The organism is Streptomyces gottesmaniae, assembly GCF_031845845.1.
GTDB classification, from domain to species: Bacteria; Actinomycetota; Actinomycetes; order Streptomycetales; family Streptomycetaceae; genus Streptomyces; species Streptomyces akebiae.
Map to the genome: position 1 here is coordinate 58,181 of NZ_JAVRFJ010000022.1, position 24,593 is coordinate 82,773.

Sequence of the window (24,593 nt, forward strand, 5' to 3'; positions counted from 1 at the left end):
GTGGCATTGATGACAGCCACGGTCCGGCCAAGAAGTAAAGGGGCGAGCGACAGCGTGTGCGCTGTCAGCCGACTGCACCGCCCAGAAGCACCTCGCGGGTACCGACGGCTGGAACCCGGTCCGCTGACCGCGGCCGAGACGACGGGCACACCGCGCCGGCGACACCCCCACCCCTGCGGCGAGGTGACCGACAGGAACGCGCCACGGTGACGCCTTCCCGAACGGTCATGACAAGCAACGGTGCGTCGGCGGCGCCCAGCCCGTCGGCCACAGCGGCAGGTCGGCGTGCCGCACCCGGTAACCGCCGCTGGTGAGGGGCGCGAAGGCGGCAGGCGCCATTCGTGACCTGTCCCTTCTGCTGTCGCGCGATGACGGCGAGCACGGCGTCGATCGCGTACTTGTGGCCGTGCAGCTTGGCACCAGCCAGGAGGCGGCGGGCCTGGCGCGCCTCGTCCTTTCCGATGTCGGCGACCTTGAGCCGGGAGAACACCCAGTCCCGGCGCTGCTCGGTGGTTCTGCCGTCGTACGCCTCGACCAGCCTCATCGGAGACGTCACCACCTCGGCTTCGCCTCGAGCCGCGAGGTCGAACCAGGCGATCATCTTCCGGTCGCCTCGTACCGCAAGGGACAGGGCTTCGCGGTCCAGTACGAAGACACGGAGAGGCGGCTGCCCGTGCTCAGCCACTCGCGCCTTCACGCAGCCTCTCCGGCGTTGTGCTTTCCGGTGGCGCGGCGCTGCTCGTGTTCGGCGTCGAGGTCCTCCCACTCCTGGAAAGCTGCCGCACGCTCGTCCTCAGTGACGGGGCCGTGTTCCTCCTGCAGACAGTCGACCAGCTCCAGCAGCCGGTCCCGGTCGCGCTTGAATCGCAGCGCCTCGGCGACGTACGCCGACAGGACCCGCTCGGCCGCCTCCGCACGACCAGTGAGTCGCCTCGATGGCCTGACGCGAATTTCCGCGGTCAGGGGGCTATGGCAGGTCGCGAGGAGGACACCTCACTTCGTTCAGGCAACAACATCGCCGGCCGGCCAGTGCCGCACGCATGCCAGGGATGCCCTGTACAGGAGCCACGCTCGTCACGCTCCCGCCCACACCACACCCCTGTGCTTGACCATTCCACGGTCACAAGCTCTTGCTCGGCGGTGTGAGAGCGGCGCAACGGAATGTCCCACGCGGTCTAACAGGCAGGAAACCGGCCGCTAGGGCGGGCGGACTAGCTTCGTGACATGAGGGTGTGGATGCCCGTATGGCCGCTGCGCGGCAAGGTTGCCGCGATCGGCAAGGGCAGATTCGGCAAGGGTGGTTCAGTGCGCCGCCACGGGGGCCGAACGACTCCCGGGCGACGGCCGATGCCTGGCTGGCGCAGCATCAGGGGCCGAGTGGCGGTGGTCATCACGGTCCCGATCTGTTTGCTGCTGGCGGTGGCCGGTCTCGCCGTGCACGGCCGCGCCGAGGCCCTCGGCGATGCCCGGACGACCCGTGCCGAGGTCGGCCTCAGCCTGCGCATCCAGGCCCTGGTGCACCAGCTGCAGCGCGAACGCGGCCTGACCAACGGCCTCTTGGGCGGTGAGAAGGAGTTCCGCCCACCGCTTTCCGCCACGCGCAAGCGCGTTGACACGGCACTGCGCGGAATGCGCACTGAAAGCGCCGTCGAGGACGTCGTCCAGCGGCACTTGCGGCGTCTCGCCGACATCCGAGCCGCCGCCGACAGAGGCACCGTCGGCCAGGCCGCGACCCTCACCTTCTACACCAGCGCCGTCAACGCCCTGAACGCCGTCGATCCGGTGGCGGAGACCGCGACCGGCGCCGACCGCCAACTGCGTGACGGGCTGGCCGCGTTGCGCGAGCTGGCCGCCGCCAAGGAATCCGTCGCCCTCGAACGCGGGCTCCTCAACGGTGTGTTCGCCCAAGGCGCCTTCCACGGCCGTGAGTACATCGACTTCACCGAGGTGCGAGCCACCCGCGTCGCCGCCCTCACCCGCTTCCGGCAGGTCGCCACCGCACCTCAGCGCGCGGCACTGGAGAAAACCTTCGCGACCGAGGATGCCGAACGCGCCACCGCCTACGAGAAACAGGCGGAAGGCTCCGCCGACGGCTCCCCGCTGCGCGCCGACGCCCGCACCTGGTGGGACGCGATGACCGTACTCGTCGACGATCTTTACGCCGTCCAGCAGTCGGTCGGTGACGACGTACGGGTCCGGGCTCACCGGCTCAGCCACGACGCCGAACTCGCCCTCGCCGCCTATCTCGTCACGGGCACGCTCATCGCCGCCTTGGTCGCGGGCCTCGCCGCTGTCGCCTCCCGGTCGCTCACCCGCCCGCTCCGTGGACTCGCCGAGACCGCTCACGACGTGGCGCGCCGCCGACTGCCCGCAGCCGTCGCCCGTATCCAGCAGTCCCCGCAGGACTCTGCTCAGCTCCTGACGCCGGAGGACGCGCAGGACACCTCCGATGCACGGCTGCTGGGCGGCGCGGCCGAGATCGCCGAGGTCGCAGCGTCCCTGCAGCAGGTGGAACACACGGCCCTCCAGCTGGCTGCCCAGCAGGCCGGCCTGCGTCGCAACACCACGGAATCGCTCGCCAATCTCGGCCGCCGGAACCAGAGCCTCGTACGTCGCCAACTCAGCCTCATCACCCGCCTGGAACGGCAGGAACTCGACCCGGACGCCCTCGCCGAGCTCTTCGAACTCGACCACCTCGCCACCCGTATGCGGCGCAACGCCGAAAGCCTGCTGGTCCTGGCCGGGCAGAATCCGCCAAGGCCCACGGCAGCACCCGCAGACGGTCTGGAGGTCGTCCAGTCCGCAGTCGCCGAGGTGGAGCAGTACCGTCGAGTTCTGATCGCGACCGTGGAGCCGGTGCGGGTGCGTGGGCACGCCGTCGCAGATGTCGCCCACCTCCTCGCCGAACTCATCGAGAACGGACTGAATTTCTCGCCCCCGACCGAACCGGTCGAGGTGCACGGCTGGTACGACATCGAGGACGACACGTACTCCTTCGGTGTCGTCGACCACGGCATCGGCATGTCCGAAGCCGACAAAGCACGTGCGGGCGCCCTCCTCTCCGACTCCGGAGAGGAGGCCCTCGTTGCCGCACCCACCCGGTTCCTCGGCCACCTGGTCGTCGGCCGACTCACCCACCGCCTCGGTGAAGGCGCTCAAGTCCACCTCTTCGACACTCCTGGCGGCGGCCTGTCCGCCCTCCTTGTCCTCCCCGGGCGCCTGCTCGCCCCCGTGGAGGACCCCTCCACCTCACCCCCACCCGCCAGGCCCCCTGTCTCCTCCCTGCTCAACGGCTTCCGAGCAGGTGTCGCCCGCGCCGAAGCCAGAAACCCCCAAGGAGCGTCATCGTGACCACCGCCGTCCAGAGTTTCGGCTGGCTCGTCTCGGAGTTCGTGCGCACCGCCGATGGCGTCACCGATGCCGTCGCCGTTTCCTCTGACGGCTTGCTCATGGCCGCCTCGGACAGTCTCGGCCGAGATCGCGCCGACCACTTGGCCGCCGTCGTCTCCGGCATCACCAGCCTCGCCCAGAACGCGGCGACGGAACACGGCTTCCACGGCATGAAGCTCGTCATGATCGAAATGCTTGGGGGCTTCCTCATGGTCGGTCGTATCCGCGACGGCAGCTGCCTCGGCGTCCTCGCCGCCGAAGGGTGCGATGTGGGCCTCGTCGGCTATGAAATGGCCGTCCTCGCCGACCGTGCCGGCGAGCTGCTCACCCCGCAGTTGGTACGCGAACTGCACTCCGCGCCCAGATGAGCCCACCCGATCGCCGCCCGCCCCTGCCTCCGTTACCAGCGCGTGCCGCGAACGGTGGCGTGGCCGGGCGGCTCGTCTTCCTCGTGCCGTGAGGCGCAGCAGCCGCGCGGCGGCCTCGTCCGGCGCGAAACGGTCAGGGCCGAATTCTGTGGCGGACCGAAGTCCGAGCCACACCCGAATGGCGTGGTGTTCCTCATGCGCCGGGTCGGCGAGGATCACTTTGAAATCGCTGCAGCCGGGTCCGCCGCCGCAGTCCTCGGGCGGGCACGCCCCGGCACCGTCCACGCAGTGCGGATAGTGAAGCTCGGCTGAGGCGCTGTCTGGAACTGCTCCACGGCGACGGGGTGACCCCAGTGGGCGCCCAGTTTGAGCAGGGCGGTCGGTGTGGCGGTGCGCTCGTCGCAGAATCCGAGTTCGCCGTCGGGACGGTAGATACGGAACCGAATCGGTCCCCGGCCAGGCCCCGGACTGCAGACCGACTGGAATGGCTACCGGCCGCCGCGAGGGAGTCACGTCACTACACCTGGGCGGAATGTCGTAAAAGTCGAAATAAATGAGACCAAAACTGAGACCAGGGCATGTCGAGAACCCCGGCCGCTGAGCGGTCCGGGGTTCTCGTTTCGCCTGCTCAGGCGGCGGCGGAGGATACGAGATTCGAACTCGTGAGGGGTTGCCCCCAACACGCTTTCCAACTGTCCGCGCGGCCGTACGGGGGCGTTCGTAGGGGTTCGCGGCGCAGGTCAGGGCGGGTGCGCGTACTGCGGTGAACGGTGGCGGCCGTCGGCGTACTGGACAAAGACCAGGACAACGAAGCGTGCCGAACGGCATGTCCCGCAGGCCGGCGCAGCGCCGTCGAGCCCTTCGCTGCTACTGGACGCCTGGCTATCGGCACAACCCATTTCGAAACAGAAAGTACGTTCGATTATCGCCCTTTATCCATGCACTTCCCATTGAACACGGCTGCGCTTATCGTGAGGGTCAGGGTGTTACGCGCGTGGGCTACGTGTAAGGGGAGCCATGAAGCTGACGGTGCATCTTGCTCGGGAAGACGTTGCCGATTTCTCCGAACTCATCAGGCCCGTCTATATCGAGAGTCTTGGACTTGAAAAGCTAGACCCCACTGATTCCCTCGGGTTCCCCGCGCAGGCGTACATTCAACAGGACAAGCCAACTCAACCTAAATGGCTGGGTTTCCTGAAGCCCCATTTCGACGTTTCCAATATTTGGAATACGTCAACTTCGTTTGTTCTGTTGGCCAAAGTGTCTGAGCGAATATTCGCGCTCACGTTTGGCATGTCAGGTTACAGCGCATTGGACCCTGCAAGGCTGGAAAAAGGGTTTGGTTTGCGAGTTTCTGCGAACTCGGTGGACGAGGATGACCTAATCACCGTGGATACGCGCAACCTTGATGCGGTAACCCGTCAACAGCGTACCCATCTGAGTACCGGGAGTAGAATCTCCGATTTCTCTATTCCTCTGGAACAGGATTGGGTACGTCGAATCCAAGGGAAGACCGACAAGCTATCCTATGTCAGCAGCCTGGCTGGAGCAGATTCGCTTCAGGTCAACCTCTCCGCTCCCCTGAAGCGGCTTCCTGAGGTTCTCACCGAACTTCTAGAGCGGTACGAAGCCACGGATTATAAGAGAGGCTTCCCGTTCCTGGATTACTTCCAGCCCCTCAGTGCGGGCTCCGAAGTAGTTTCGACCCTTGATGAGATGCTGCTCGAATGGGTGAAGGAGCGGAGGGAGGGGAAGATATCGCTGGCAATGCCGCAAATTATCGACGATGAGCAAGTCAATCACTTCGAGATTTCTGCCCGACGGAAGGTGGTTGAACTTGACGAAGTTACTTTGAGCGGCGCATACAGATTCCTGGATGAGTGCTACGAAGGTGAAGACCCCCTAGGCGATACCAAGATTGTTCCCATCGCGGATTCAGGCCAGGCGTCAGGGAAGAAGCGCACCCTGCGCGATTGGGTCGTCTGCGAGTTGGAGCACTCGGGAAAGACGTACGTGCTGTCCCTCGGGGATTGGTATGAGGTAAATAGGGATTACGTGACGTCGGTTAACGATGCCATCCGCAAGATCCCTGACATGACGGATGAGTTCAACTTCGAGGAGTGGGATCCGAAGGAGAAGGAAGGCGACTACAACGATCGAGTGGCAAAGAAGCGGAAGTGGGTTCTACTGGACAAGGATAATTACTACATCGGTGGGCCCTCGCAGAAGATCGAGATTTGCGATCTGCTGAGCAAGGATATGCACCTAATCTGCGTGAAGCAGCAATCGAGTTCGGCCACCCTCTCTCACTTGTTTAGTCAAGGTAGCGTCTCGGCGGAACTCTACAGAGGCGAACAGGCCTACAAAGATCGCATCTATCGAGATGCCTCGGAGTACTGGCAGGAAGTCATAGAGGAGCCCGCCGACGGCCCTGTAATCGTTTATGCGATAGCTAACGACCGTGCAGGAAGTCTCGCGGATACCCTGTTTTTCTTCAGCAAGATAAGCCTTCTCTTCAATGCGCGGATAGTGCAGCGACTTGGGCTGGGTGTGGCTTTGGCGCGCATCCCGATGCCTGAAGGATCACTCCGACGTAAGAAGAGGAAGCCCCGCAAGAGGCCGGCTTCGCAGCCAAGTTAGTGGCCGGGGTAAATCTCTAGCGGATTTACAGGAAATTACGAAACGGGCCGAGTGAGAACGGGAAGTGGGACGGGCGCGGTCTCCTTCGGAGGCCGCGCCCGTTTTCTGTTTGTGCCGCTCAGGCAGGGAGGAATCCCGGCTTCTCACGGCCCAGCTCTTGCAGGTGGTTCAGGTAGTCCTGTGCTGCCTGTTCCTTGCTGTAGCGCTGCCTCATGACGGCCGCGAGTTCTCGGCTGGTCATGATGAGGGAAGGGACGGACTGTCGGTCGCCATGTAGCGCTCGCTCGCCATGGATGAGGGCCTGTTCGAGGTCGCCCTCACGTGCTGCGGTGACTCCGAGCGTTACCCGTGCTTCGGCGTTCCGCATGGGTGAGCGTTCCGTGCCGTCGAAGTCAGTTCCGGCGCGTAGAACCTCATCCGCGAGCGTCCGGGCAAGCCGGTCCTCTCCTACCAGTCGGTAGCAGTCCATCGAGTAGAAATCGAACTTGGCGGGGTCCACCACGAAGTGGTTGTCCAGGTTCTCGGGATGCGGCATCCCTTCAAGCAGCCGGCGTCCCTTGTCCAGTGCCACCTCAACCTGTCGGCGGTCTCCGAGTCGCGCCCATGCCTTGGCTTCCTGGCCCGCGAGCTGTACGGCAACGCCATGGTTCGGCGCTGCCTCCGATCCGGCCTGTGCTGCCGCGATGACACCGCGATAGTCGCCGGTCGTGAGGGCGAACCACGCCCGCATCTCGTGGGCCCACCCCGCCACCTCAGGGTGGTCGGCCTCCGTCGCGAGCGACAGGGCGGCGCGGCGCGTCGACTCGGCCGCGTGGCGGTCTCCAGTGTCGTACTCGACGCAGCCGACTAGCAGGGCGAGCCAGCCGGACAGGGCGAGAACTTCGCGGTGCTGGGCAAGCGTGAGGTTCTTCGCGGTCAGGTCAACGACGCGGCGAAGCCACTGCCGCCCCTCGATGAGGAGCTGATCGCTTGGCATGTAGGGGTACTCAGAGCAGAGGCGGTCCGTGGTGATCCGGAGAGCATCTAGCGTCGCGCCGTCGACGTCGGACCGGTTCAGGCGACTCACGATCTCCAGAGTCTCCATACCGCTCGCCGTCAAGATCTCCTTGTCACCGTCCCGCCGTGACGGAGCGGGGAAGAGCGCGTGTGTCACCGTGCCGAACACGGCCGCGATGATCGGTTGATAGAAGTCGTTCGGTGCCTGGCCGGACTCCCAGCGCTTCCACTGGCGAATCATGCTGTCCTCTGCCGGCAGCTCCGTGGGTGCGTGCGCACGCAGGGCCCTGACCGCGTCACGCTGTGACCAGTCGCGCGCCTGTCGTTCGGCAGCGATGCGTCGCGCCCATGCGGGCCTGTCGTCAGTCATGCGCCCTCCTCCGAGTGCCTACTCCGAGTCTCGCGCGCGGGCAGGGGGGACAGGGAAGGGGACAGAGGGGTGTCACTGGACATGTCCCCACCCCCGTGTCGCCGTCCCCTTTCTGTCACTTACCTCACACACTCCGTTACTCCCATGCTGGTTGCAGATCAAGCGCCACCTGGTGCGGAGCGGCTTTCCAGTGCTTCGAGCCGTTCGGTCAACGCCTGGAGTTGGGAGCGGATTTCCTTGATGTCATCACGTACGTCGCCACCCGGGGCAGACCCGTCGCTGACGAAGTTGCCCAGGTTCCCCGCCGACACGATCAGCCCTTCGGCCCGGAGTGCGGCTAGCCCGTTCTGGATGGTCTGGCTGGCATACCCGAAGCGGTCCATCAGCTCTCGCTGAGACGGGAGTTTTTCCCCCGGCTTCATCTTCTTGATGTCGTCGCGGAGCGCGTCTGCGACCTGCACCGCCTTTGGCTTGGGCCCTCCTGTGACAGTCATGTCTTGAGGGTACCCACCACAGCGAACTAGTGCGCATCACTCCACAGGGGTTGTGCACCACAGCAGACTAGTGCAAGCTAGTCAGCAAGAGTCGCCCCGACTCAAAGGGGAAACCGCTTGACCTGCACAGACAGCGTCCGGAGGAAAGCCCGCAGGGGTGAGTACGAAGGAAGCGCCGGTTCCTTGAGAACTCAACAGAGTGCTTTGAGATCGACGGGGCGTGACCCCGTCCCCGTGACGGCCGGGTGACGACCGTCGGCCCCGGTATCCAGCCGTGAGGGCGCGGAATCGACTTCCGCCCGGGGCTACTTGGCCCGCCGCGACGTGCGGCGTTGGCCCTCACCTCCGGACGCGGCGGCACTCCCGGACAGGACAGCCCGCCGCGCCGGATCTCCTATCCCGACGTTCAAGGAGAGATCCACCATGCGTATGCGCACTTTCGTCGCCGGCCAGGAAGCCCACGGCGACATCGAGTTCGCGGAACTGGCGCTCGGTATCGACATCGACCTGTTCCGGGGCCCGCTGGAGTCCGAGACGGACGGCGAGCGTGCCGCCCGTGAAGACGCAGCCCGTGACATCCTCGCCGACCTGCGGGCGGAGGCGGCGGCCGGTGACGAGATCGCCGGTTGGGACGCCCTGTACGCCGACGCGCTGACCCACACGGTGCCGTTCCTGCGCGCCGCTCGCGGCCACCGGTCGGAGACGGGGGAAGCGGCATGAGCGTCGTGACGCAGAACCTGACGGCCGCGCATGCTGAAGTGAAGGCGGAGATTGCGCGGACCGACGCCAAGACGGCGCTGTTGCTGGCGTTCGTCGGCGCGGTGCTCGCTGGCGCCTGGACGGTCGCCCGTGACCTGCCGCTGAATGTCCCCGCGTATGTGGCGGGCGGGTGCGGGTTGGCGCTGCTGATCGGGGCGGCCGGGCTGTTGCTGCGGTCGGTGCGACCCAACATCAAGGGGCGGCACGGTTTCCCGCTGTGGGCCACGCTCACGGCGCAGGAGATCACGGATGTTGCCGAGTCTCGGGACCTCGCCGCCGACATCGCGGGCCTGTCCCGTCTGGCGGTCGCCAAGTTCACCTGCCTGCGCCGCGCTGTCGACGCGACGTGCGCCGGTGGCGCTCTGCTCATCCTGGCTGTCGTGTTCGCCCTGGGAGGTGCGGCATGAGCGAGACCCGCAAGCCTCTGACGAAGGTTCAGATCGGTGTCCTGACGGCCGCGTTCGTGCCCATGCTCGCCACGGGCGTGATCGGCGGGATCGGCACGTACAGCAACATCGGGCACGCCTACGGCAAGGGCACCGCGCTCGGCGCCCTCGCCGCCGGCGAGGGCGCGACGGCCGTTCTGGCGCTCGTGCTGTTGGGGCTGACCATGTTGGGGCAGTCCTCGCCGCGCGTCGTCCGGATCGGACTGTGGGCGCTGCCGGCCGCCGCCGCCGTCATGGGCGCCATGGCCGCGCCGGACCCGGGACGGACCGTGATCTACGCCCTGACCCCGATGGGCATGTCCGTGTCGGCGGAGGGCATGGCGTTCCTCGCCCGGCGCATCGTCGTCCACACCGACGGCCGCGACGCGGAGAACGAGCGGCGCACCGCCGACATCGTGCAGGCCCTCGCCTACCACCGCGCCCGTGCCGCTCAGCACCCGGTCAGCCGGGTGCGGAAGCGGTCGGATCGAGCGTCATGGCGTCTGGCCCGCAAGGTCGGGATCGGGGACGCGGCGCTCGGATCGAGGCTGCTAGATGTCCAGCGCGACCGGATCACCGCCGGGGCGGATGCCGCGCTCGCGTCGATGTTCGGCGGCACGGCCCCCGCCCTTGCCCCGGTTCCCGACGCTGACGCGAATGCGGAGGAATCTACCGAGACCATGAGGAATCGGTCTATGGCTGACCTGTGGGAATCGACCCCGGCGCCGTCAGTGGTGTTGACCCGATTCCCCGCGCCCGATCCGGTGGCGGTCGACTTCATGAAGTCGACGCTCCCCTTCAAGCCCGTCCCGGCGATCGCCTCGCCGGTCGACCCGGTGAGCGTCGACCCTGCCCCGACCGGAGGGCGGACGGTGGCGGCCGACTCCCCCCGATCCCGGCGGGCGACCGGCAAGGTTCCCGACGTGGCCCGGTCGCCCCGGCCGAAGCGCACGACGGAACAGTTGCTCGCTGAGGCCCGCACCGCGACCGCCGATTGGCCGGACAGCCGGATCACGGCAGAGGGCATCCGCCGCGAGATCCACACCTCGCCGGCAAACGCGCGGATGCTGCGGGACACGATCCTTGCCGAGCGCGCCGCCGCCGGCACTGAAGCCGCGTGAGCCGGCTGACCCTCGCCGACTGCTTCGACCCGACCGGCGAGCGCTTCGGCATCCCCACCTACCCGTGGCGCTACGCCCCCGACGACTTGGCCACCCGCCGCCAACTCCGCATCCGTGGACTGCGGCCGGGAGGTCAGGACATCGCGGCACAGATCCTGAGGCCACGCCGTCGGCGCGAACCGCTGACCGCCTACCTGTACCGGGTCGACCTCGCCCGGCCGGTGCGGCCGATGACCCCGGCGAGGTGGGCGGCGCTCGCCAAGGCCAATGCCGCCCGCCGCCGCTGCCCCGAGTGCGGCCGGGACGCCGGATACGTCATCCCGCCCACGCTCGGAGCCTGCGTGACCTGCGCCTATCCCGAGGAACAGCGCGCCGCTTGAACCACACGAACCCGGGTCCGGCCGCCCGACCTTCCACAGCAAGCCGGCCGGACCCTTCGACTCCCGAAGGAGTGCGTACATCGTGACGGAAACCACCGCCTTCCCGCCCCCGGAGGACCCGGAGGGCACCGAACAGCCGACGGCCGACATCGTGCCGTTCCCGCTGAAGAAGACCGACCCCGCCCCGGCCGACCTGAGCGAGGGTGTGGTGAAGCCGGGGGAGTGGGAGGCCGAACTCCCCGACACCGACGACCCGGAGGCCGACGGCCTGACCGAGGGGGCGCCGGTGGACCCGCCGCGCGAGGTCTACCCGCCCTCGGTCGCGGAATGGATGGAAGCCAAGGACAAGGCCCGTATGCCGGTGCTGCCGGACTGGGTGAAGCTCCCTGACCAGCGGACGGCCGTCCGCAAGTGGGCGATCCGACACTACTCGGCTGTGGTCGGCTATCACGCCGTGCGGCTGCCGCTGGTCTACACGCCGAAGATCTGCGTGTACTCGCCGCGCGGCGCGTGGCGGTGGTCGGCCGCGATCGGCCGGTGGGTGTTCGACGCGGAGGGCAAGACGCTGCGGCTCGCCTCCGTGGCCAACGAGGACGCGGCGGAGTACCTGAAGCTGTCGCGGCAGCGCAACGACCGCGTCCGGCTGCGGGGGATCGTGGCGACGATCGCCGGTTTCGTCGGTCTGGCCGCCGCGCTGACCCTGTACGTCATGGCGCCGTCGTGGCTGCTCATGCTGGCCGTGGCGACGCTGACCACCACGTTGGGTGTGGTCGGGGCGCCGGCGGACCGGCCGCTCATCGACATGGCCAAGGTGACGTTCCGCAAGCGCAAGCTGTCCTCGGACATCGTCATCCGCGCACATGAGGCGTCCGGGCTGACCACCAAGGATCAGACGATCGCCTTCCCCCGGCCGATCGGCCGGGACGGGGACGGCTGGCGCGTGGTCGTGGATCTGCCGTACGGCAAGACGTTCGAAGACGCGATGAAGGCTCACGCCCGTCTCGCCTCCGGTATGGACATCGCCCCGACTCAGCTCTTCCTCGACAAGGACGAGACGAGCGGTCGGCGGGTGTCGTACTGGATCGCCGACCGTGACCCGCTCGCCGTGCCGTCGGGCAAGTCCCCGCTGTTGGGGGCGACGCGGGTGGACTTCTGGAAGCCGTTCCCGTGGGGGGTGGACGAGCGCGGCAACCCGGTCATGGCCACGATGCTGTGGCTGTCGCTGCTGGTCGGCGCCGTGCCGCGTCAGGGCAAGACGTTCTCAGCCCGCACGATCGCGCTCGCCGCCGCGCTGGACCCGTACGTCAGGCTGTACGTGTTCGACGGCAAGGCGTCGCCGGACTGGCGCACGTTCGCCAAGGTCGCCCACCGCATCGGGTTCGGCATCGTGCCGAAGAACGGGGTCGACCCGGTTCAGCACCTGCTGACCTCGCTGCGGGAACTCAAGGCGGACGTCGAAGATCGGTACCACCGGCTGTCCGAACTGCCGTTGCACGTCTGCCCGGAGGGCAAGCTCACCCCGGAGATCAGCCGGGACAAGAAGCTGAACATGCCGCTCACGCTGTTCGTGGTGGACGAGGTGCAGGAGTACTTGACCCACCCCGAGCACGGCAAGGAGATCCTTTCCCTGATGGTCTACCTCGCCCGGGTCGCCCCGGCGGTCGGTGTCTCGGTGATGACCGCGACGCAGAAGCCGGACGACAAGGCGTGCCCCTCGGAGCTGCGTGACCAGCATCAGGCCCGGTTCGCGCTGCGGGTCGGCGCCTACCAGGTCTCGGACACGATCCTCGGTGCGGGTTCGTACTCGGAGGGGTTGGACGCGTCCAAGCTGCTGAAGTCCCACAAGGGTGTGGGCCTGCTCAAGGGCATGTCGGACGACTCCGGGATCGTGCGCACCTACCTCGCCGACGGCCGCGACGCCGACCGCATCCTGACCCGCGCCGCCGCGCTGCGGGAGGCGGAGGGGACGCTGTCGGGTGACGCGGTCGGCGAGGCACCCGCGCCGGAGACGTCCGCGACGATCCTTGACGACGTCGCGGCCGTGCTCGGCAAGGGCGAGGCCAAGGTGTGGTCCGAAACGGTCGTGGACCGGCTTGCCGACCTGCGGCCCGACGTCTACGGCCCGTGGGCGGAGTTGGAGCCCAAGCCCAAGGCGGAAGCGCTCACCGCCGCGCTCAAGCCGTTCGGCATCGGCACGGTGCAGATCAGCCGGCGCATCGACGGCGAACAGGTCAACAAGCGCGGTATCAAGCGCGACGACATCGCCACCGCGATTACGGAGCGCAACAAGAAGCGGGACGCCGGATAGGTCTCACGGACTGCTACCGGTAGCGGCAGGCGTCGCTACCGGTAGCAACCCTGCTAGCGACCAAAACTGCCCCTGATCAGGCCGCTAGCACGTAGCGGCCGACCTGCGGAAACCCCCTTCAACCCCTCTGAGAGGCCCCTGATGAGCCTTGCAGCCCTCGCTACCGCATTCCTACTGATCGTCACCCTCGGTTACGTCGTCAAGTGCTGGCTGAGCCCGTTCGGGGACTGCCGCAAGTGCGACGGCATGGGCCACGAACTCAAGACTGACCGCAAGGGCAAGACCAAGCGCGGCCGTGACTGCCGCCGCTGCGACGCCACCGGCAAGCGCATACGCGTCGGCCGCTGGATCTACAACCGCGCCGCGCGCACCTACCGCGCCGGCACCCGCTGACCCGCCGGGAGACACCGTGACGCTCACCATCCCGCTCGTTCTGCTGCTCGCCGTCGTCGTCGTGCTGCTGCTGCGCTTCCGCGCGGTCGGCGCCGGGGCGGCCGTCGCCGTCGCGCTCTTCGGCTTCTACCTCGCCCACACCGGCGCGGCCGACACCGTCAACCAGCTCGTCACCGCCTTCACCGACGCCCTACCCGGCATCACCCGCTGACCCGAAGGGAGACCAGCACCGTGAACGAACCCATCGCGTACGGCCGTCCGGCCGGGCACGAGACGGCGGCCGTGGAAGTCCACACCCCCACCCCGCTCACCCCTGCCCACACCGCCCCGCTCATGCCCGTACAGCCGGGGACCATCCCGGCCGTGGCGAGCGTCGTCCTGCCCGACGGCCGCGTTGTCACCGGCTATGCCATCGAGCCCGCCAAGCCCGAACCGGTCGTCGCCAAGCCGGCCGTCTCCCGGACGGCGGTGAACATCGCGCTCGGGGGCGTCGGGTTCCTCGCCGTGTGCGGCGGACTGCTCATGCTCACCGCCTTCATCACCGCCCTGACCGCCCTGGTGACCCAGCTCGTCATCCTCGCCGCCGTCATCTTCGGCGGCTGGATCGCCGTGCAGGTGTTCAGCCCGAGCGGCCACAGCCACGGGACGACGGTCAACATCCGCAAGGCCGTCATCAAGCGCAACAAGTTCTACGGCTGACAGAGGGAGATCAACCCCCGTGATCCGACTGCGCATTCAGGTCGCCCACTGGCCCCGCCGGGCCCTGGTCCTGACCGACACGCCCCGCCCCGACTGCTCCAACTGCGAGGGATTCGGCGGCATCGAGTACCCCTACGGCGACCACAACGGCGAGTACGCCGGCAGCGACATTGAGTTCTGCGACTGCTGGAACGAGTCCTACCGCTGGTTCCTGATGCCCCTGCCGCGTCGGCCCCGGTGGCTGCGTCGCCGCGACAGCGGCCGTGACCCGTGGGGGCCCGGCGGCTACAGCAACGAACCGCCCTTCTAGCTCTGCCCGTGGGCGGCGGCACTCCCGGACAAGGACAGCCCGCCGCCCACGGTCTCCAATCCCGACGTTGCAGAACAGGAGACCTACAGCATGACCCAACCGCGTGTTTTCGGCGAGGGCCGAACGGCCCTTGCCACCCGATCGGGGCGAGCGCCCCGGCCGCGTCTGCTGGATCTGTTCTCGTGTGCCGGTGGTGCCGCCGTGGGCTACCACCGTGCCGGGTTCGAGGTGGATGGCTGCGACATCGCCGACCGCCCGAACTACCCCTTCCCCCAGCACCGGGGTGACGCCCTCACCTACCTCGCCCTCTTGATCGCGTCGGGCGAGATCCGCCGGTACGCGTTCGTCCACGCGTCCCCGCCGTGCCAGCACGGATGCGCGCTGACGGTGGGCACCAATGCCTCGCAGGGATGGGGCCGCGCCCATGTCGACCTGGTGGCGCCCACCCGCGACCTCTTGGACGCGACCGGTCTGCCGTATGCCATTGAGCAACCCAACGGCCGCGCTGAGATCCGCAAGGACCTCACGCTGTGCGGCGAGATGTTCGGGCTCGGGGTAATCCGACACCGCAACTTCGAGTTGGGCGGGTGGGCGATCGAACAGCCGGCGCACGTCCGGCATCGGGGCCGCGTACGCGGCTACCGACACGGCCGGTTCTACGACGGCCCGTACGTCGCCGCGTACGGCAACGGTGGTGGCAAGCCGACCGTCCCGGAACTCCAAACCGCCATGGGGATCACGTGGACCGACGTCCGCGAGGAACTGACGGAGGCGATCCCACCCGCCTACACCGAGCACATCGGCCGTGCCTACCTCGCCGCCACGGCGACGCTGGGGGCGGTGGCATGAGCGCGACGCCCGAACCCCTGAATGTCGCCCTCGCCCTCGCGGCGGTTGGAGTTCCGGTGCTGCCTCTGCGGCGGGGCAAGGTCCCGTTCGGCAACTGCCCTGCCTGCAAGGACGGCGCCTGCGGCGGCCGACCCAACATGAAGAACGCGGGCCCCTGCCAGTGCCCCGCGCCGTGCCACGCGTGGGCCGCTGCCACCACCGACCCGCACGTTCTCACCTCGCCCGTGTGGGTGCCGGTATGGCGTGAGGCGGTGACGGTCGCCTACCACCCCGGTGGGGCCGGGCTGACCGTGGTCGACCTGGACAACCCGGCGGCCGTCGCGTGGGCCCGCGAGACCCTGCCCGCCACCCGCACCGTGCCGACGACGCGGGGCGAACACTGGCTGTACCGGGGCGCCATGCCGTCGTCCAACGCGGTACGGCCGGGCGTCGACATCAAGTCCCTGACGCAGTACGCCCGTTGGCTCGGACCCGGGAACGGTCGTATGGCCGTTCTTCCGGCGGCCGTGCGCGCCCTGGCGGTGAAGGAAGACACCACCCCCGCCCGGGGGGAGGTGGCCTCTTCTCTTCCCACCCACGCCACGTGGAACCGGTCGGTGGCCACCGGGTGCCGCCACACCGAGCGTTACGTCCGCACCGGCCTGGAACGCGGCCTCGCCCTGGTGACGGCCCGCACCGAATCCGGTGCCGGATCACAGGCGTTCGGCGTCGCCCGGTTCCTCGCCGCACAGCACACCGGGTGCCCGGGGCCGTGCGGACTGGCGGCGATCGGCGAGGAGATCGTGACGGCCGCCGTCTCGGTGGGCGTCCCGGAGAGCTACGCGCGCCGCGCGGTCGCCAACGGCCTTGAGACGGCTGTGGAGCGTGCGGCATGAACAAAGCATCCCGAACCCCCACGAACGGACCTCAGGGCGCCGTACAGGGCCCGCCACGGCCGACCGTGGGCGAACCGAAGGTCGCCGCCCGTAAGGGCGTCCATATCGCTGTTGGTTCTGACCCGCAGACGGTCACCGTCACCGGCATCACCCCGGGGCTACAGATCCAGTGTGAGGGCATCCCCGTCGCGGACTGGCTCTGCGCCTGCGGACATCACGAACGCGCCCGGGGCCGTGCCGCCGTCATCCGGCTGACCGCCCGGGTCATCGTCGGCATCTGCCCCCACACCACCACCGCCGAAGGGAGGGCGGCCTCATGACTCCACAGCCTGTGGACAGTCCCGACCTGTGGGCCGGACTGCCCACCCTGGAAGACCCGCCCGGCGAGGACGACGCGGCACCGGACGTGTGGGAGGACCCCATTCCCCTCACTGGCCGCCGTGAGCGTCCGGCGTTCCCCGCCCACGTCCTCCCCGCCTGGTTGGGGGAGTTCGTGGCGGCCGTCGCACAGGAGACGCAGACCCCGGTCGACCTCGCCGGTTCGATCGCCCTCGCCGTGCTCGCCACGGCGGCCGGCGGCCGGTCGGTGGTCCACGTGCGCGGCAACTGGCGTGAGCCCACCAACCTCTACACCGTGGTGGCGCTCCCGCCCGCCAACCGCAAGTCCGCCGTCTTCGCGCTGCTGACCAACCCCCTCTATGAGGCTGAGAAGCAGCTCAAGACCGCGATGAAGCCGGTGATCGTGGAAGCGGAGTTGACGGCGAGGTTGGCCAAGGAAGCGGCGGACAAGGCCGCCGCCAAGGCCGCGTCCGCCGACGGGGACAAGCGGGATGAGATGGTGGCGACCGCCGTTGGCCTCGCGCAGACGGCCGACACGCTCACCGTCCCCGCCGAACCGGTGCTGTTGGCGGACGACTCGACACCCGAGACGGTCACCTCGCTCATGGCGGAACAGGGCGGCCGGCTGTCGGTGATGAGCGCTGAGGGCGGCATCTTCGACATCATCGCCGGCCGCTACTCCGGCGCCCCCAACATGGAAGTCTTCCTCAAGGGACATGCAGGGGACCGGCTGAGGGTCAACCGGCAGACCCGCCGCGAGTACATCGACGCCCCCGCCCTCACCATCGGCCTCGCCGTCCAGCCCGACGTGCTGAGGGACATCGGGAAGGTGAAGGGGTTCGAGGGACGCGGACTGCTGGCCCGCTTCCTGTACTCCCTGCCGGTGTCCACGGTCGGCGAACGCGAGATCATCACCGACCCGGTCCCGGAAGAGACGGCCGCCGCCTACACCGCCCGGGTCGTCGACCTCACCCTGTCCCTGGCGGAGTGGACCGACCCGGCCGTCATCCAGCTCACCCCGGAGGCGGACGCGGCGCTGATCGCCTATCAGAAGCGCATCGAACCGCAGCTTAAGGCGCGCGGCGGCAAGCTGGGCCACATCTCCAACTGGGCGGGAAAGCTTGCCGGGGCGACCGCCCGTATGGCCGCGCTGCTGCACCTCGCCGAACACGGCGGCAACGGCTACGCCCACCCTGTCACCGTCGACACCATGCGCGCGGCGATCGAGCTGGGGGAGTACTACACCGCCCATGCCCTCGCCGTGTTCGACGTCATGGGCGCCGACCCGGTCCTGTCCCGGGCCCGCAGCGTGCTGGAAGCGCTGCGGGACAACGGATGGGAGGACGTAAGCCGGCGGGACGTGTTCAGCGTCTTGTCCCGCAGCGAGGTGCCCACCGTTGCCGACCTGGAACCCGCCCTCGCGCTGCTGGAAGAGCACGGATACCTGCGGTCCTACCAACCCGAGCGCACCGGCAAGCGCGGACGCCCCCCGGCGCCCCGCCTATTGGCCCACCCCGCCCTGCGGCAGGGCGGTCGGTGACCCCGGCCGCGCTCACAACCCCTCCCGCACAAACCGCGAAATCCGCAATAAACCCCGGACACCCCCGCTGACCTGCGGCGCGGTCCCCGCCCCATCCGGGCCGGGGCCCCGTCGCACAATCCCGCGATATTCCGCAAAAAACGAGCACCACCCTCGCGTCCGGGGCCGGTCGACGGCCGCCTCTGATTTTTGCGGAATATCGCGGGTTTCTGCGGAGCACCACCCGCCGCCACCTGTACACCACAACACCGCAGGTCAACGGCCATCCCCGGGGTTTCTGCGGATATTGCGGTTTGTGCGGCGGCACCTGCCCATGAACTCAGCCCCACAGGAGTGAGCCGTGGACGAACCCACCACCCTTCCCCTCGCCCCGACCGAAGACCCGACCCTGGTTCTCCTCAAGGTCGAAGAGGCCGCCCGCCGACTCCGCATCGGCCGCACCACCTGCTACGCGCTCATCCGCTCCGGAGAACTGGAGTCCGTACCCGTCGGCCGACTCCGCCGCGTCCCTGCCGACGCCCCGGCCGCGTACGTCGCCCGTCTCCGCGCAGCCCAACGCGCCGCTTGACCAGGCCCGGGGCGGTGGCACTCCCGGACAGGACAGCCCACCGCCCCGGACTCCATCCCGACACCAAGAAACAGGAGCCTGCCTGTGGCAGAGAAGAAGAAGGGCACCCGCCGCGCCAACGGCGAGTCGGCGATCTACTTCGGGAAAGACGGTCGTTGGCACGCCCGTGTACCGATGGGCTACAAGGACAACGGGGAGCCCTACCGCCGACACCTGACGCGCAAGACGCGTGATGACCTGGTCGAGGAAGTCAAAAAGCTGGAGAAGCAGCGTGACGCGGGCTCGGCGCAACAGCCGGGCAAGGCGTGGACAGTCGAGAAGTGGCTTCAGCACTGGGTTGAGAACATCGCCAAGCCGACTGTCAGCGAGAACACCTACGACGGCTACGAGGTGGCCGTTCGCGTGCACCTCGTGCCCGGTGTCGGCAAGCACCGCCTTGACCGCTTGCAGCCCGAGCACCTGGAAAGCCTGTACCGCCGCATGCAGGCGAACGGGGAGCGCAAGGCCGGTACGGCTCACCAGGCCCACCGCACCGCCCGAACCGCGCTGGGGGAGGCGGTACGGCGTGGCTACGCGGCGAAGAATGCCGCCGCGCTGGCGAAGCCACCGCGGATGGAAGAGGACGAAGCCGAGGTGGAGCCCTACTCCGTGGAAGAGGTTCAGTGCCTGTTGCTTGAAGCCAACAAGCGTCGGAACAGTGCCCGGTGGATGCTCGCCCTGGCGCTCGGGCTGCGGCAGGGCGAGACGCTCGGACTCCGCTGGTCTGATGTCGACCTGGACAACGAGTACCTGAAGCTACGCCGGAACCGTCTGCGGCCCCGGTACGAGCACGGATGCCCGGAAGCCTCGCCGTGCGGTCGGAAGGCGGGCTACTGCCCAGCCAAGGTGCAGGTCCGACGTGAGACCAAGAACACCAAATCTCGCGCGGGCCGCCGCGCCGTCCCCCTGCCGGGCCCGCTGGTCGCCATGCTCCGTGCACACCGCGAGACGCAAGAGCGAGAGCGCAAGGCGGCCGGCGACCTGTGGACCGAGTCGGACTACGTGTTCACCAAGCCGCTGGGTGGCCCGCTGAGCCCGAACACGGACTATCACGACTGGAAACGGCTGCTGGAAGACGCGGGGGTCCGGAACGGGCGGCTGCACGACGCCCGGCACACGGCCGCCACCGTGCTCATGCTGCTCGGAGTCCCGGCCCGCGTCATCGACCAGATCATGGGGTGGGAGCCCGGCACCTCCGCGAGCATGCGGGCGCGGTACCTCCATGTGCCGGACGCCATGCTCAAGGACGTCGCCCGGAAGATCGCCGAAGCCATCTGGGGAAGCCCGGAGACACCCGCTGTGGACAAAAACCAGGACAACGAGGCCTGAGGACAACGTCGAAGGGCCCCACCTTGCGGTGGGGCCCTTCGACATCGTGCCCGGTGAGGCACTGGCGGAGGATACGAGATTCGAACTCGTGAGGGGTTGCCCCCAACACGCTTTCCAAGCGTGCGCCCTAGGCCTCTAGGCGAATCCTCCGCCGGAAACATTACATGACGGCGGAGGGTGCTTGCGAACTCGTTCGACGACGGGTGATCAAGGTGGGTCCGAGGTGGGGTCGAGGTGGGAGCGAGGGGTGGGGAGGCGGGTAGGCGGCCCCCGGGGATCGGGTAGGCTGGGTGCAGCCCCTCACGCGGCGCTATCTGACTGAACTCCCCCAGGGCCGGAAGGCAGCAAGGGTAGGTTGGCTCTGGCGGGTGCGTGAGGGGTCTTCGTCGTCTTGGGCGCCGGGTTGTCAGTGGGCGCCTATAACCTCGTATGCGTGTCGTCTCTCGCGCTGTACCGCCGTTATCGCCCGGAGTCGTTCGCCGAGGTCATCGGGCAGGAGCATGTCACCGGTCCGCTGCAGCAGGCGTTGCGGAACAACCGGGTCAATCACGCGTACCTGTTCAGCGGGCCGCGCGGCTGCGGCAAGACGACCAGTGCGCGCATCCTGGCCCGGTGCCTGAACTGCGAGCAGGGGCCCACACCCACCCCGTGCGGGGAGTGCCAGTCCTGCCAGGACCTGGCCCGCAACGGACCGGGGTCGATCGACGTCATCGAGATCGACGCCGCCTCGCACGGTGGCGTCGACGACGCCCGTGACCTGCGGGAGAAGGCCTTCTTCGGGCCTGCGGGCAGCCGGTACAAGATCTACATCATCGACGAGGCCCACATGGTCACGTCGGCCGGTTTCAACGCGCTGCTGAAGGTCGTCGAGGAGCCGCCGGAGCACCTCAAGTTCATTTTCGCGACCACCGAGCCCGAGAAGGTCATCGGGACCATCCGGTCGCGTACGCATCACTATCCGTTCCGGCTCGTCCCACCCGGCACGCTCCGCGACTACCTCGGTGAGGTCTGCGGCCAGGAGAAGATCCCGGTCGAGGAGGGTGTCCTCCCGCTCGTCGTGCGCGCCGGGGCCGGCTCCGTGCGTGACTCGATGTCCGTGATGGACCAGCTGCTGGCCGGTGCGACGGACCAGGGCGTGACGTACGCCATGGCCACCTCGCTGCTCGGTTACACGGACGGGTCGTTGCTCGACTCGGTCGTCGAGGCCTTCGCCTCCGGGGACGGAGCCGCGGCCTTCGAGGTCGTCGACCACGTCATCGAAGGCGGCAACGATCCGCGGCGGTTCGTCGCCGACCTGCTGGAGCGGCTGCGGGACCTGGTCATCCTGGCTGCCGTGCCGGACGCCATCGACAAGGGGCTGATCGACGCCCCCGCCGATGTCCTGGAGCGGATGCGGGCCCAGGCCGGCGTCTTCGGCGCCGCCGAGCTCAGCCGTGCCGCCGACCTGGTCAACGAAGGTCTCACCGAGATGCGCGGCGCCAACTCGCCCCGCCTCCAGCTCGAACTGATCTGCGCTCGCGTACTTCTCCCCGCCACCTACGGCGACGAACGGTCCGTCATGGCGCGCCTGGACCGCCTGGAACGAGGCGTGAACTTCTCCGGCGGCGGCGCCGCCCCGGCCATGGGATACGTGCCAGGTCCCGACGCGCACGGGGGAGCGGCCCCTCCGATGGGCATGGCTCCGCACAGCGCCCAGGCTCCGCACAGCGCCCAGGCTCCGCACACCCCCCAGGCTCCGCACACGGCGCAGGTTCCGGCCGCCGCACAGGTTCCGCCGGGCGGCGGGCCCGCGGCGGCTCGGGCCGCGGTTCGGGGGGCGGGCGCCGGGTCTGGTTCCGGTGCGGGTGCGCCGGGTGCCGGCCCCGTGCCGGGTCCAGGATCGGACGCGTACGGCTCCGGGGGCGCCGCCGGCGGGCCGGCGGCCGGTCCGGGCGGAAGTGGTCCCACCGGGGTGGCTCCGGCCGCACCCCACGAGGCCGCGCCGATCGCCCCGGCCGCCGCCGCGAGCGGTGCTCCGGCAGGGCCCCCCACCGCTCCCGCCCAGCCGGGCGCGGGTTCCACGATCTCTCCCCCGCCCAGCGCGTCGGGCGCCCCCGGCGGCGCCGCTCCCGGCTCCTGGCCCACGCCGGCCGGCGCCGGCAGTGGACGCCGACCCGGCGGATGGCCGACGGCCGCGCCCGCCGGTGGCGGCTCCGCGCCCGGGGCCCCGTCCGCGCCCACCCCCGGCCCGGCCGCGCCCGCACCCCAGGCGTACGCCCAGCCCGGTCCTACCGCGGCGGCCCCGGCCCCGACCGCCGCCTACAACCCCGCCCCGGGCGGGCCCGACCCCCGCACGCTCTGGCCCAACATCCTGGAGACGGTGAAGAACCGCCGCCGCTTCACCTGGATCCTGCTCAGCCAGAACGCGCACGTGGCCGGTTTCGACGGCACGACGCTGCAGATCGGCTTCGTCAACGCGGGCGCCCGCGACAACTTCGCGAGCAGCGGCAGCGAGGACGTCCTGCGGGCGGCCCTGGCCGAGCAGTTCAACGTGCACTGGAAGATCGAGGCCGTCATCGACACCTCGGGCGGCTCGGCCCCTCCGGCCACCCCCGGCGGCTACGGGTCTGCCGCCCCGGCCGCAGGCGGTCACGGAGGCGGCTACGGCGGTGGCGGCACCGGGGGCTACGGCGGCTCCCCGGCCCAGGCATCCCGTCCCGGCCCGCCCCAGACCCCTGCCCCGGCCTCCCGCCCGGCATCCCCGGGCACGGCCGCGCCCCACCAGTCGGCTCCGGCCGCACAGCCCGCCGCTCCCGTACCGCCCCCGGCTCCCGAGCCCCCGCCCGTCTCCCCCGAGGACGACATCCCCGAGGACGACGACCCCGACCTCGACGAGTCGGCCCTCTCCGGCCACGAACTGATCGTGCGCGAACTCGGCGCGACGGTGGTCGAGGAGATCACGAACGAGTAGCGAGAGAGCGAGAGGTCGGGGTGGCGCGGGCCCGCGTGCGAGCGGCCGCGTCACGGAGGGTACGGGCGCACGACTCGGGAGCGCGAGGGTCACCCTGACCCCACCCCGTTCGTGCGATCCGACAAACCATCGCCGTCCCACCCTTCGGAAGCCCCTACAAAGCCCCCCGCCCCCTCCGGCTAGGCTGGGCCCGTGAAGGTCCTCGTCATTGGTACCGGTGCTCGTGAGCACGCGCTGTGCCGTTCGCTGTCCCTCGACCCCGATGTCACCGCACTCCACTGCGCCCCCGGCAACGCGGGCACCGCGGAGGTGGCCGAGTCGCACTCGGTCGACGCACTGGACGGCGCCGCCGTGGCAGCGCTGGCCACACGACTGGAGGCCGACCTGGTGGTCGTGGGGCCGGAGGCCCCGCTGGTCGCGGGTGTCGCCGACGCCGTGCGTGAGGCGGGCATCCCGGTGTTCGGTCCGTCCGCCGAGGCGGCGCGGCTGGAGGGCTCCAAGGCCTTCGCCAAGGAAGTCATGGCCGGGGCCGGCGTACCCACCGCGCGGTCGTACGTCTGTACCACCGCCGAGGAGATCGACGAGGCCCTGGACGCGTTCGGCGCGCCGTACGTCGTGAAGGACGACGGTCTCGCGGCCGGCAAGGGCGTCGTCGTGACGGCGGACCTCGCCCAGGCCCGCGAGCACGCGCTCGCCTGCGGCCGGGTCGTCATCGAGGAGTTCCTGGACGGCCCCGAGGTCTCCCTCTTCGCGATCACCGACGGCGTGACGGTCGTCCCCCTCCAGCCCGCCCAGGACTTCAAGCGCGCGCTCGACGGCGACGAGGGCCCCAACACCGGCGGCATGGGCGCGTACTCGCCGCTCCCGTGGGCGGATCCGAAGCTGGTCGACGAGGTCCTGGAGTCCGTGCTCCAGCCGACCGTCGACGAGATGCGGCGCCGCGGCACCCCGTTCTCCGGCCTGCTCTACGCGGGGCTGGCGATCACGAGCCGAGGCGTACGGGTGATCGAGTTCAACGCCCGGTTCGGCGACCCGGAGACCCAGGTGGTCCTCGCCCGTCTCAAGACCCCGCTGGCCGGTGTCCTGCTCGCCGCCGCCACCGGCGGCCTCGGCGACCTCGAACCCCTGCGCTGGAGCGGCGACGCGGCCGTCACCGTGGTCGTGGCCTCGCACAACTACCCCGGCACACCGCGCACCGGTGACCCGATCACCGGCCTCGACGAGGTCGCCACGGTGGACGCCCCGCACGCGTACGTCCTGCACGCCGGCACCAAGCGCGCCGGTGACCACGTCGTCAGCGCCGGCGGCCGCGTCCTCTCCGTCACGGCCACCGGCAAGGACCTCACCCAGGCCCGCGACCGCGCCTACACGGCCGTCGCCCGGATCGGCCTGGACGGTTCCCAGCACCGTTCGGACATCGCGGCGAAGGCAGCGGCCGAGGCCTGAGCGGC

24 protein-coding genes, 1 tRNA gene, 1 other RNA gene and 1 pseudogene are annotated in these 24,593 nt (G+C 69.1%); 21 read left to right on the plus strand and 6 right to left on the minus strand.

Annotation, left to right across the window (positions count from 1 at the left end):
* Positions 1-64 precede the first annotated feature (64 nt).
* Together RM704_RS24280 and RM704_RS24285 are read right to left on the minus strand one after the other, a co-directional pair.
* Positions 65-601, minus strand: coding sequence for a hypothetical protein (locus RM704_RS24280; protein WP_311591201.1), 537 nt, complete (start codon positions 599-601; stop codon positions 65-67).
* Positions 602-693: 92 nt separating this feature from the next.
* The gene (locus RM704_RS24285) at positions 694-963 is read right to left on the minus strand and encodes a CopG family transcriptional regulator (RefSeq protein ID WP_078937069.1); all 270 of its coding nucleotides are present in this window, start codon (positions 961-963) and stop codon (positions 694-696) included.
* A 414-nt stretch (positions 964-1,377) separates the two neighbouring features.
* Between RM704_RS24285 and RM704_RS24290 the strand changes: the two genes are divergently transcribed.
* Both RM704_RS24290 and RM704_RS24295 read left to right on the plus strand, forming a co-directional pair.
* Positions 1,378-3,351 carry a sensor histidine kinase gene (locus tag RM704_RS24290; RefSeq protein ID WP_311591202.1) on the plus strand — a complete coding sequence of 658 codons (1,974 nt, stop codon included), beginning with the start codon at positions 1,378-1,380 and terminating at the stop codon, positions 3,349-3,351.
* Entirely contained in the window at positions 3,348-3,758 is a 411-nt protein-coding gene (locus RM704_RS24295; RefSeq protein ID WP_033526688.1) for a roadblock/LC7 domain-containing protein, read from the plus strand. Before RM704_RS24290 ends, RM704_RS24295 begins: the two co-directional genes overlap by 4 nt.
* 177 nt (positions 3,759-3,935) lie before the next feature.
* On the opposite strand, the pseudogene RM704_RS24300 reads toward RM704_RS24295, so the two are convergent.
* A pseudogene (locus RM704_RS24300) lies at positions 3,936-4,586 on the minus strand (IS1096 element passenger TnpR family protein); the annotation flags it as partial.
* Positions 4,587-4,775: 189 nt separating this feature from the next.
* On the opposite strand from RM704_RS24300, the gene RM704_RS24305 reads away from it, so the two are divergent.
* The gene (locus RM704_RS24305) at positions 4,776-6,398 is read left to right on the plus strand and encodes a DUF6119 family protein (protein WP_078937064.1); all 1,623 of its coding nucleotides are present in this window, start codon (positions 4,776-4,778) and stop codon (positions 6,396-6,398) included.
* Between the two features lie 118 nt (positions 6,399-6,516).
* Here RM704_RS24305 and RM704_RS24310 read toward each other — a convergent pair whose 3' ends face one another.
* Together RM704_RS24310 and RM704_RS24315 are read right to left on the minus strand one after the other, a co-directional pair.
* Positions 6,517-7,764: an NsdA family TPR-like regulatory protein gene (locus tag RM704_RS24310; RefSeq protein WP_078937063.1), complete on the minus strand. Its 1,248-nt coding sequence runs from the start codon at positions 7,762-7,764 to the stop codon at positions 6,517-6,519.
* 158 nt (positions 7,765-7,922) lie between these two features.
* Positions 7,923-8,258 carry a winged helix-turn-helix domain-containing protein gene (locus RM704_RS24315; protein ID WP_311591204.1) on the minus strand — a complete coding sequence of 112 codons (336 nt, stop codon included), beginning with the start codon at positions 8,256-8,258 and terminating at the stop codon, positions 7,923-7,925.
* A gap of 429 nt (positions 8,259-8,687) precedes the next feature.
* Here RM704_RS24315 and RM704_RS24320 point away from each other — a divergent pair, with 429 nt between their 5' ends.
* The 15 genes from RM704_RS24320 (at position 8,688) to RM704_RS24390 (ending at position 20,192) form a co-directional block, all read left to right on the plus strand.
* Positions 8,688-8,978, plus strand: coding sequence for a hypothetical protein (locus tag RM704_RS24320; RefSeq protein WP_033526731.1), 291 nt, complete (start codon positions 8,688-8,690; stop codon positions 8,976-8,978).
* Positions 8,975-9,424: a Pycsar system effector family protein gene (locus RM704_RS24325; RefSeq protein ID WP_033526685.1), complete on the plus strand. Its 450-nt coding sequence runs from the start codon at positions 8,975-8,977 to the stop codon at positions 9,422-9,424. The genes RM704_RS24320 and RM704_RS24325 overlap by 4 nt, the downstream gene beginning before the upstream one ends.
* Positions 9,421-10,563 carry a hypothetical protein gene (locus RM704_RS24330; RefSeq protein ID WP_033526684.1) on the plus strand — a complete coding sequence of 381 codons (1,143 nt, stop codon included), beginning with the start codon at positions 9,421-9,423 and terminating at the stop codon, positions 10,561-10,563. Before RM704_RS24325 ends, RM704_RS24330 begins: the two co-directional genes overlap by 4 nt.
* A complete protein-coding gene (locus RM704_RS24335) occupies positions 10,560-10,943 on the plus strand; it encodes an RRQRL motif-containing zinc-binding protein (protein WP_033526683.1) in 384 nt (127 codons plus the stop codon). Before RM704_RS24330 ends, RM704_RS24335 begins: the two co-directional genes overlap by 4 nt.
* Before the next feature lie 82 nt (positions 10,944-11,025).
* On the plus strand, positions 11,026-13,251 hold the full coding sequence (locus tag RM704_RS24340) for a cell division protein FtsK (protein ID WP_033526682.1): 2,226 nt from the start codon (positions 11,026-11,028) through the stop codon (positions 13,249-13,251).
* Between the two features lie 141 nt (positions 13,252-13,392).
* Positions 13,393-13,644 carry a hypothetical protein gene (locus RM704_RS24345; RefSeq protein WP_033526681.1) on the plus strand — a complete coding sequence of 84 codons (252 nt, stop codon included), beginning with the start codon at positions 13,393-13,395 and terminating at the stop codon, positions 13,642-13,644.
* A gap of 16 nt (positions 13,645-13,660) precedes the next feature.
* The gene (locus tag RM704_RS24350) at positions 13,661-13,855 is read left to right on the plus strand and encodes a hypothetical protein (RefSeq protein WP_033526680.1); all 195 of its coding nucleotides are present in this window, start codon (positions 13,661-13,663) and stop codon (positions 13,853-13,855) included.
* 20 nt (positions 13,856-13,875) lie between these two features.
* Entirely contained in the window at positions 13,876-14,343 is a 468-nt protein-coding gene (locus RM704_RS24355) for a hypothetical protein (protein ID WP_033526679.1), read from the plus strand.
* A gap of 19 nt (positions 14,344-14,362) precedes the next feature.
* Entirely contained in the window at positions 14,363-14,653 is a 291-nt protein-coding gene (locus RM704_RS24360) for a hypothetical protein (RefSeq protein WP_033526678.1), read from the plus strand.
* A gap of 90 nt (positions 14,654-14,743) precedes the next feature.
* Positions 14,744-15,502 (plus strand): DNA cytosine methyltransferase, encoded by a 759-nt coding sequence (locus RM704_RS24365; protein ID WP_311591206.1) that lies wholly within the window; start codon positions 14,744-14,746, stop codon positions 15,500-15,502.
* Positions 15,499-16,377 (plus strand): bifunctional DNA primase/polymerase, encoded by an 879-nt coding sequence (locus RM704_RS24370; RefSeq protein ID WP_033526677.1) that lies wholly within the window; start codon positions 15,499-15,501, stop codon positions 16,375-16,377. Before RM704_RS24365 ends, RM704_RS24370 begins: the two co-directional genes overlap by 4 nt.
* Positions 16,374-16,697 carry a hypothetical protein gene (locus RM704_RS24375; protein ID WP_311591208.1) on the plus strand — a complete coding sequence of 108 codons (324 nt, stop codon included), beginning with the start codon at positions 16,374-16,376 and terminating at the stop codon, positions 16,695-16,697. The genes RM704_RS24370 and RM704_RS24375 overlap by 4 nt, the downstream gene beginning before the upstream one ends.
* An 11-nt stretch (positions 16,698-16,708) precedes the next feature.
* A complete protein-coding gene (locus RM704_RS24380; protein ID WP_033526675.1) occupies positions 16,709-18,256 on the plus strand; it encodes a YfjI family protein in 1,548 nt (515 codons plus the stop codon).
* Between the two features lie 340 nt (positions 18,257-18,596).
* The gene (locus tag RM704_RS24385; protein WP_033526674.1) at positions 18,597-18,824 is read left to right on the plus strand and encodes an excisionase family DNA-binding protein; all 228 of its coding nucleotides are present in this window, start codon (positions 18,597-18,599) and stop codon (positions 18,822-18,824) included.
* A gap of 84 nt (positions 18,825-18,908) precedes the next feature.
* Positions 18,909-20,192: a tyrosine-type recombinase/integrase gene (locus RM704_RS24390; protein ID WP_033526673.1), complete on the plus strand. Its 1,284-nt coding sequence runs from the start codon at positions 18,909-18,911 to the stop codon at positions 20,190-20,192.
* 62 nt (positions 20,193-20,254) lie between these two features.
* Here the strand turns inward: RM704_RS24390 and RM704_RS24395 are convergent.
* Positions 20,255-20,342 (minus strand) — tRNA-Ser (locus tag RM704_RS24395).
* Between the two features lie 141 nt (positions 20,343-20,483).
* Between RM704_RS24395 and ffs the strand changes: the two genes are divergently transcribed.
* The 3 genes from ffs (at position 20,484) to purD (ending at position 24,588) form a co-directional block, all read left to right on the plus strand.
* Positions 20,484-20,580, plus strand: an RNA gene (gene ffs, locus RM704_RS24400) — signal recognition particle sRNA small type.
* Between the two features lie 45 nt (positions 20,581-20,625).
* A complete protein-coding gene (locus RM704_RS24405) occupies positions 20,626-23,142 on the plus strand; it encodes a DNA polymerase III subunit gamma and tau (RefSeq protein WP_311591209.1) in 2,517 nt (838 codons plus the stop codon).
* Between the two features lie 192 nt (positions 23,143-23,334).
* Positions 23,335-24,588: a phosphoribosylamine--glycine ligase gene (gene purD, locus RM704_RS24410; RefSeq protein WP_033526742.1), complete on the plus strand. Its 1,254-nt coding sequence runs from the start codon at positions 23,335-23,337 to the stop codon at positions 24,586-24,588.
* Positions 24,589-24,593 lie beyond the last annotated feature (5 nt).

Excerpts from the sequence above, each read along its gene's own strand:
- RM704_RS24280 (WP_311591201.1), bottom strand. The coding sequence starts at position 601 with ATGATCGCCTGGTTCGACCTCGCGGCTCGAGGCGAAGCCGAGGTGGTG.
- RM704_RS24305 (WP_078937064.1), top strand. The coding sequence starts at position 4,776 with ATGAAGCTGACGGTGCATCTTGCTCGGGAAGACGTTGCCGATTTCTCC.
- RM704_RS24310 (WP_078937063.1), bottom strand. The coding sequence starts at position 7,764 with ATGACTGACGACAGGCCCGCATGGGCGCGACGCATCGCTGCCGAACGA.
- RM704_RS24315 (WP_311591204.1), bottom strand. The coding sequence starts at position 8,258 with ATGACTGTCACAGGAGGGCCCAAGCCAAAGGCGGTGCAGGTCGCAGAC.
- RM704_RS24320 (WP_033526731.1), top strand. The coding sequence starts at position 8,688 with ATGCGCACTTTCGTCGCCGGCCAGGAAGCCCACGGCGACATCGAGTTC.
- RM704_RS24325 (WP_033526685.1), top strand. The coding sequence starts at position 8,975 with ATGAGCGTCGTGACGCAGAACCTGACGGCCGCGCATGCTGAAGTGAAG.
- RM704_RS24330 (WP_033526684.1), top strand. The coding sequence starts at position 9,421 with ATGAGCGAGACCCGCAAGCCTCTGACGAAGGTTCAGATCGGTGTCCTG.
- RM704_RS24345 (WP_033526681.1), top strand. The coding sequence starts at position 13,393 with ATGAGCCTTGCAGCCCTCGCTACCGCATTCCTACTGATCGTCACCCTC.
- RM704_RS24365 (WP_311591206.1), top strand. The coding sequence starts at position 14,744 with ATGACCCAACCGCGTGTTTTCGGCGAGGGCCGAACGGCCCTTGCCACC.
- RM704_RS24370 (WP_033526677.1), top strand. The coding sequence starts at position 15,499 with ATGAGCGCGACGCCCGAACCCCTGAATGTCGCCCTCGCCCTCGCGGCG.
- RM704_RS24375 (WP_311591208.1), top strand. The coding sequence starts at position 16,374 with ATGAACAAAGCATCCCGAACCCCCACGAACGGACCTCAGGGCGCCGTA.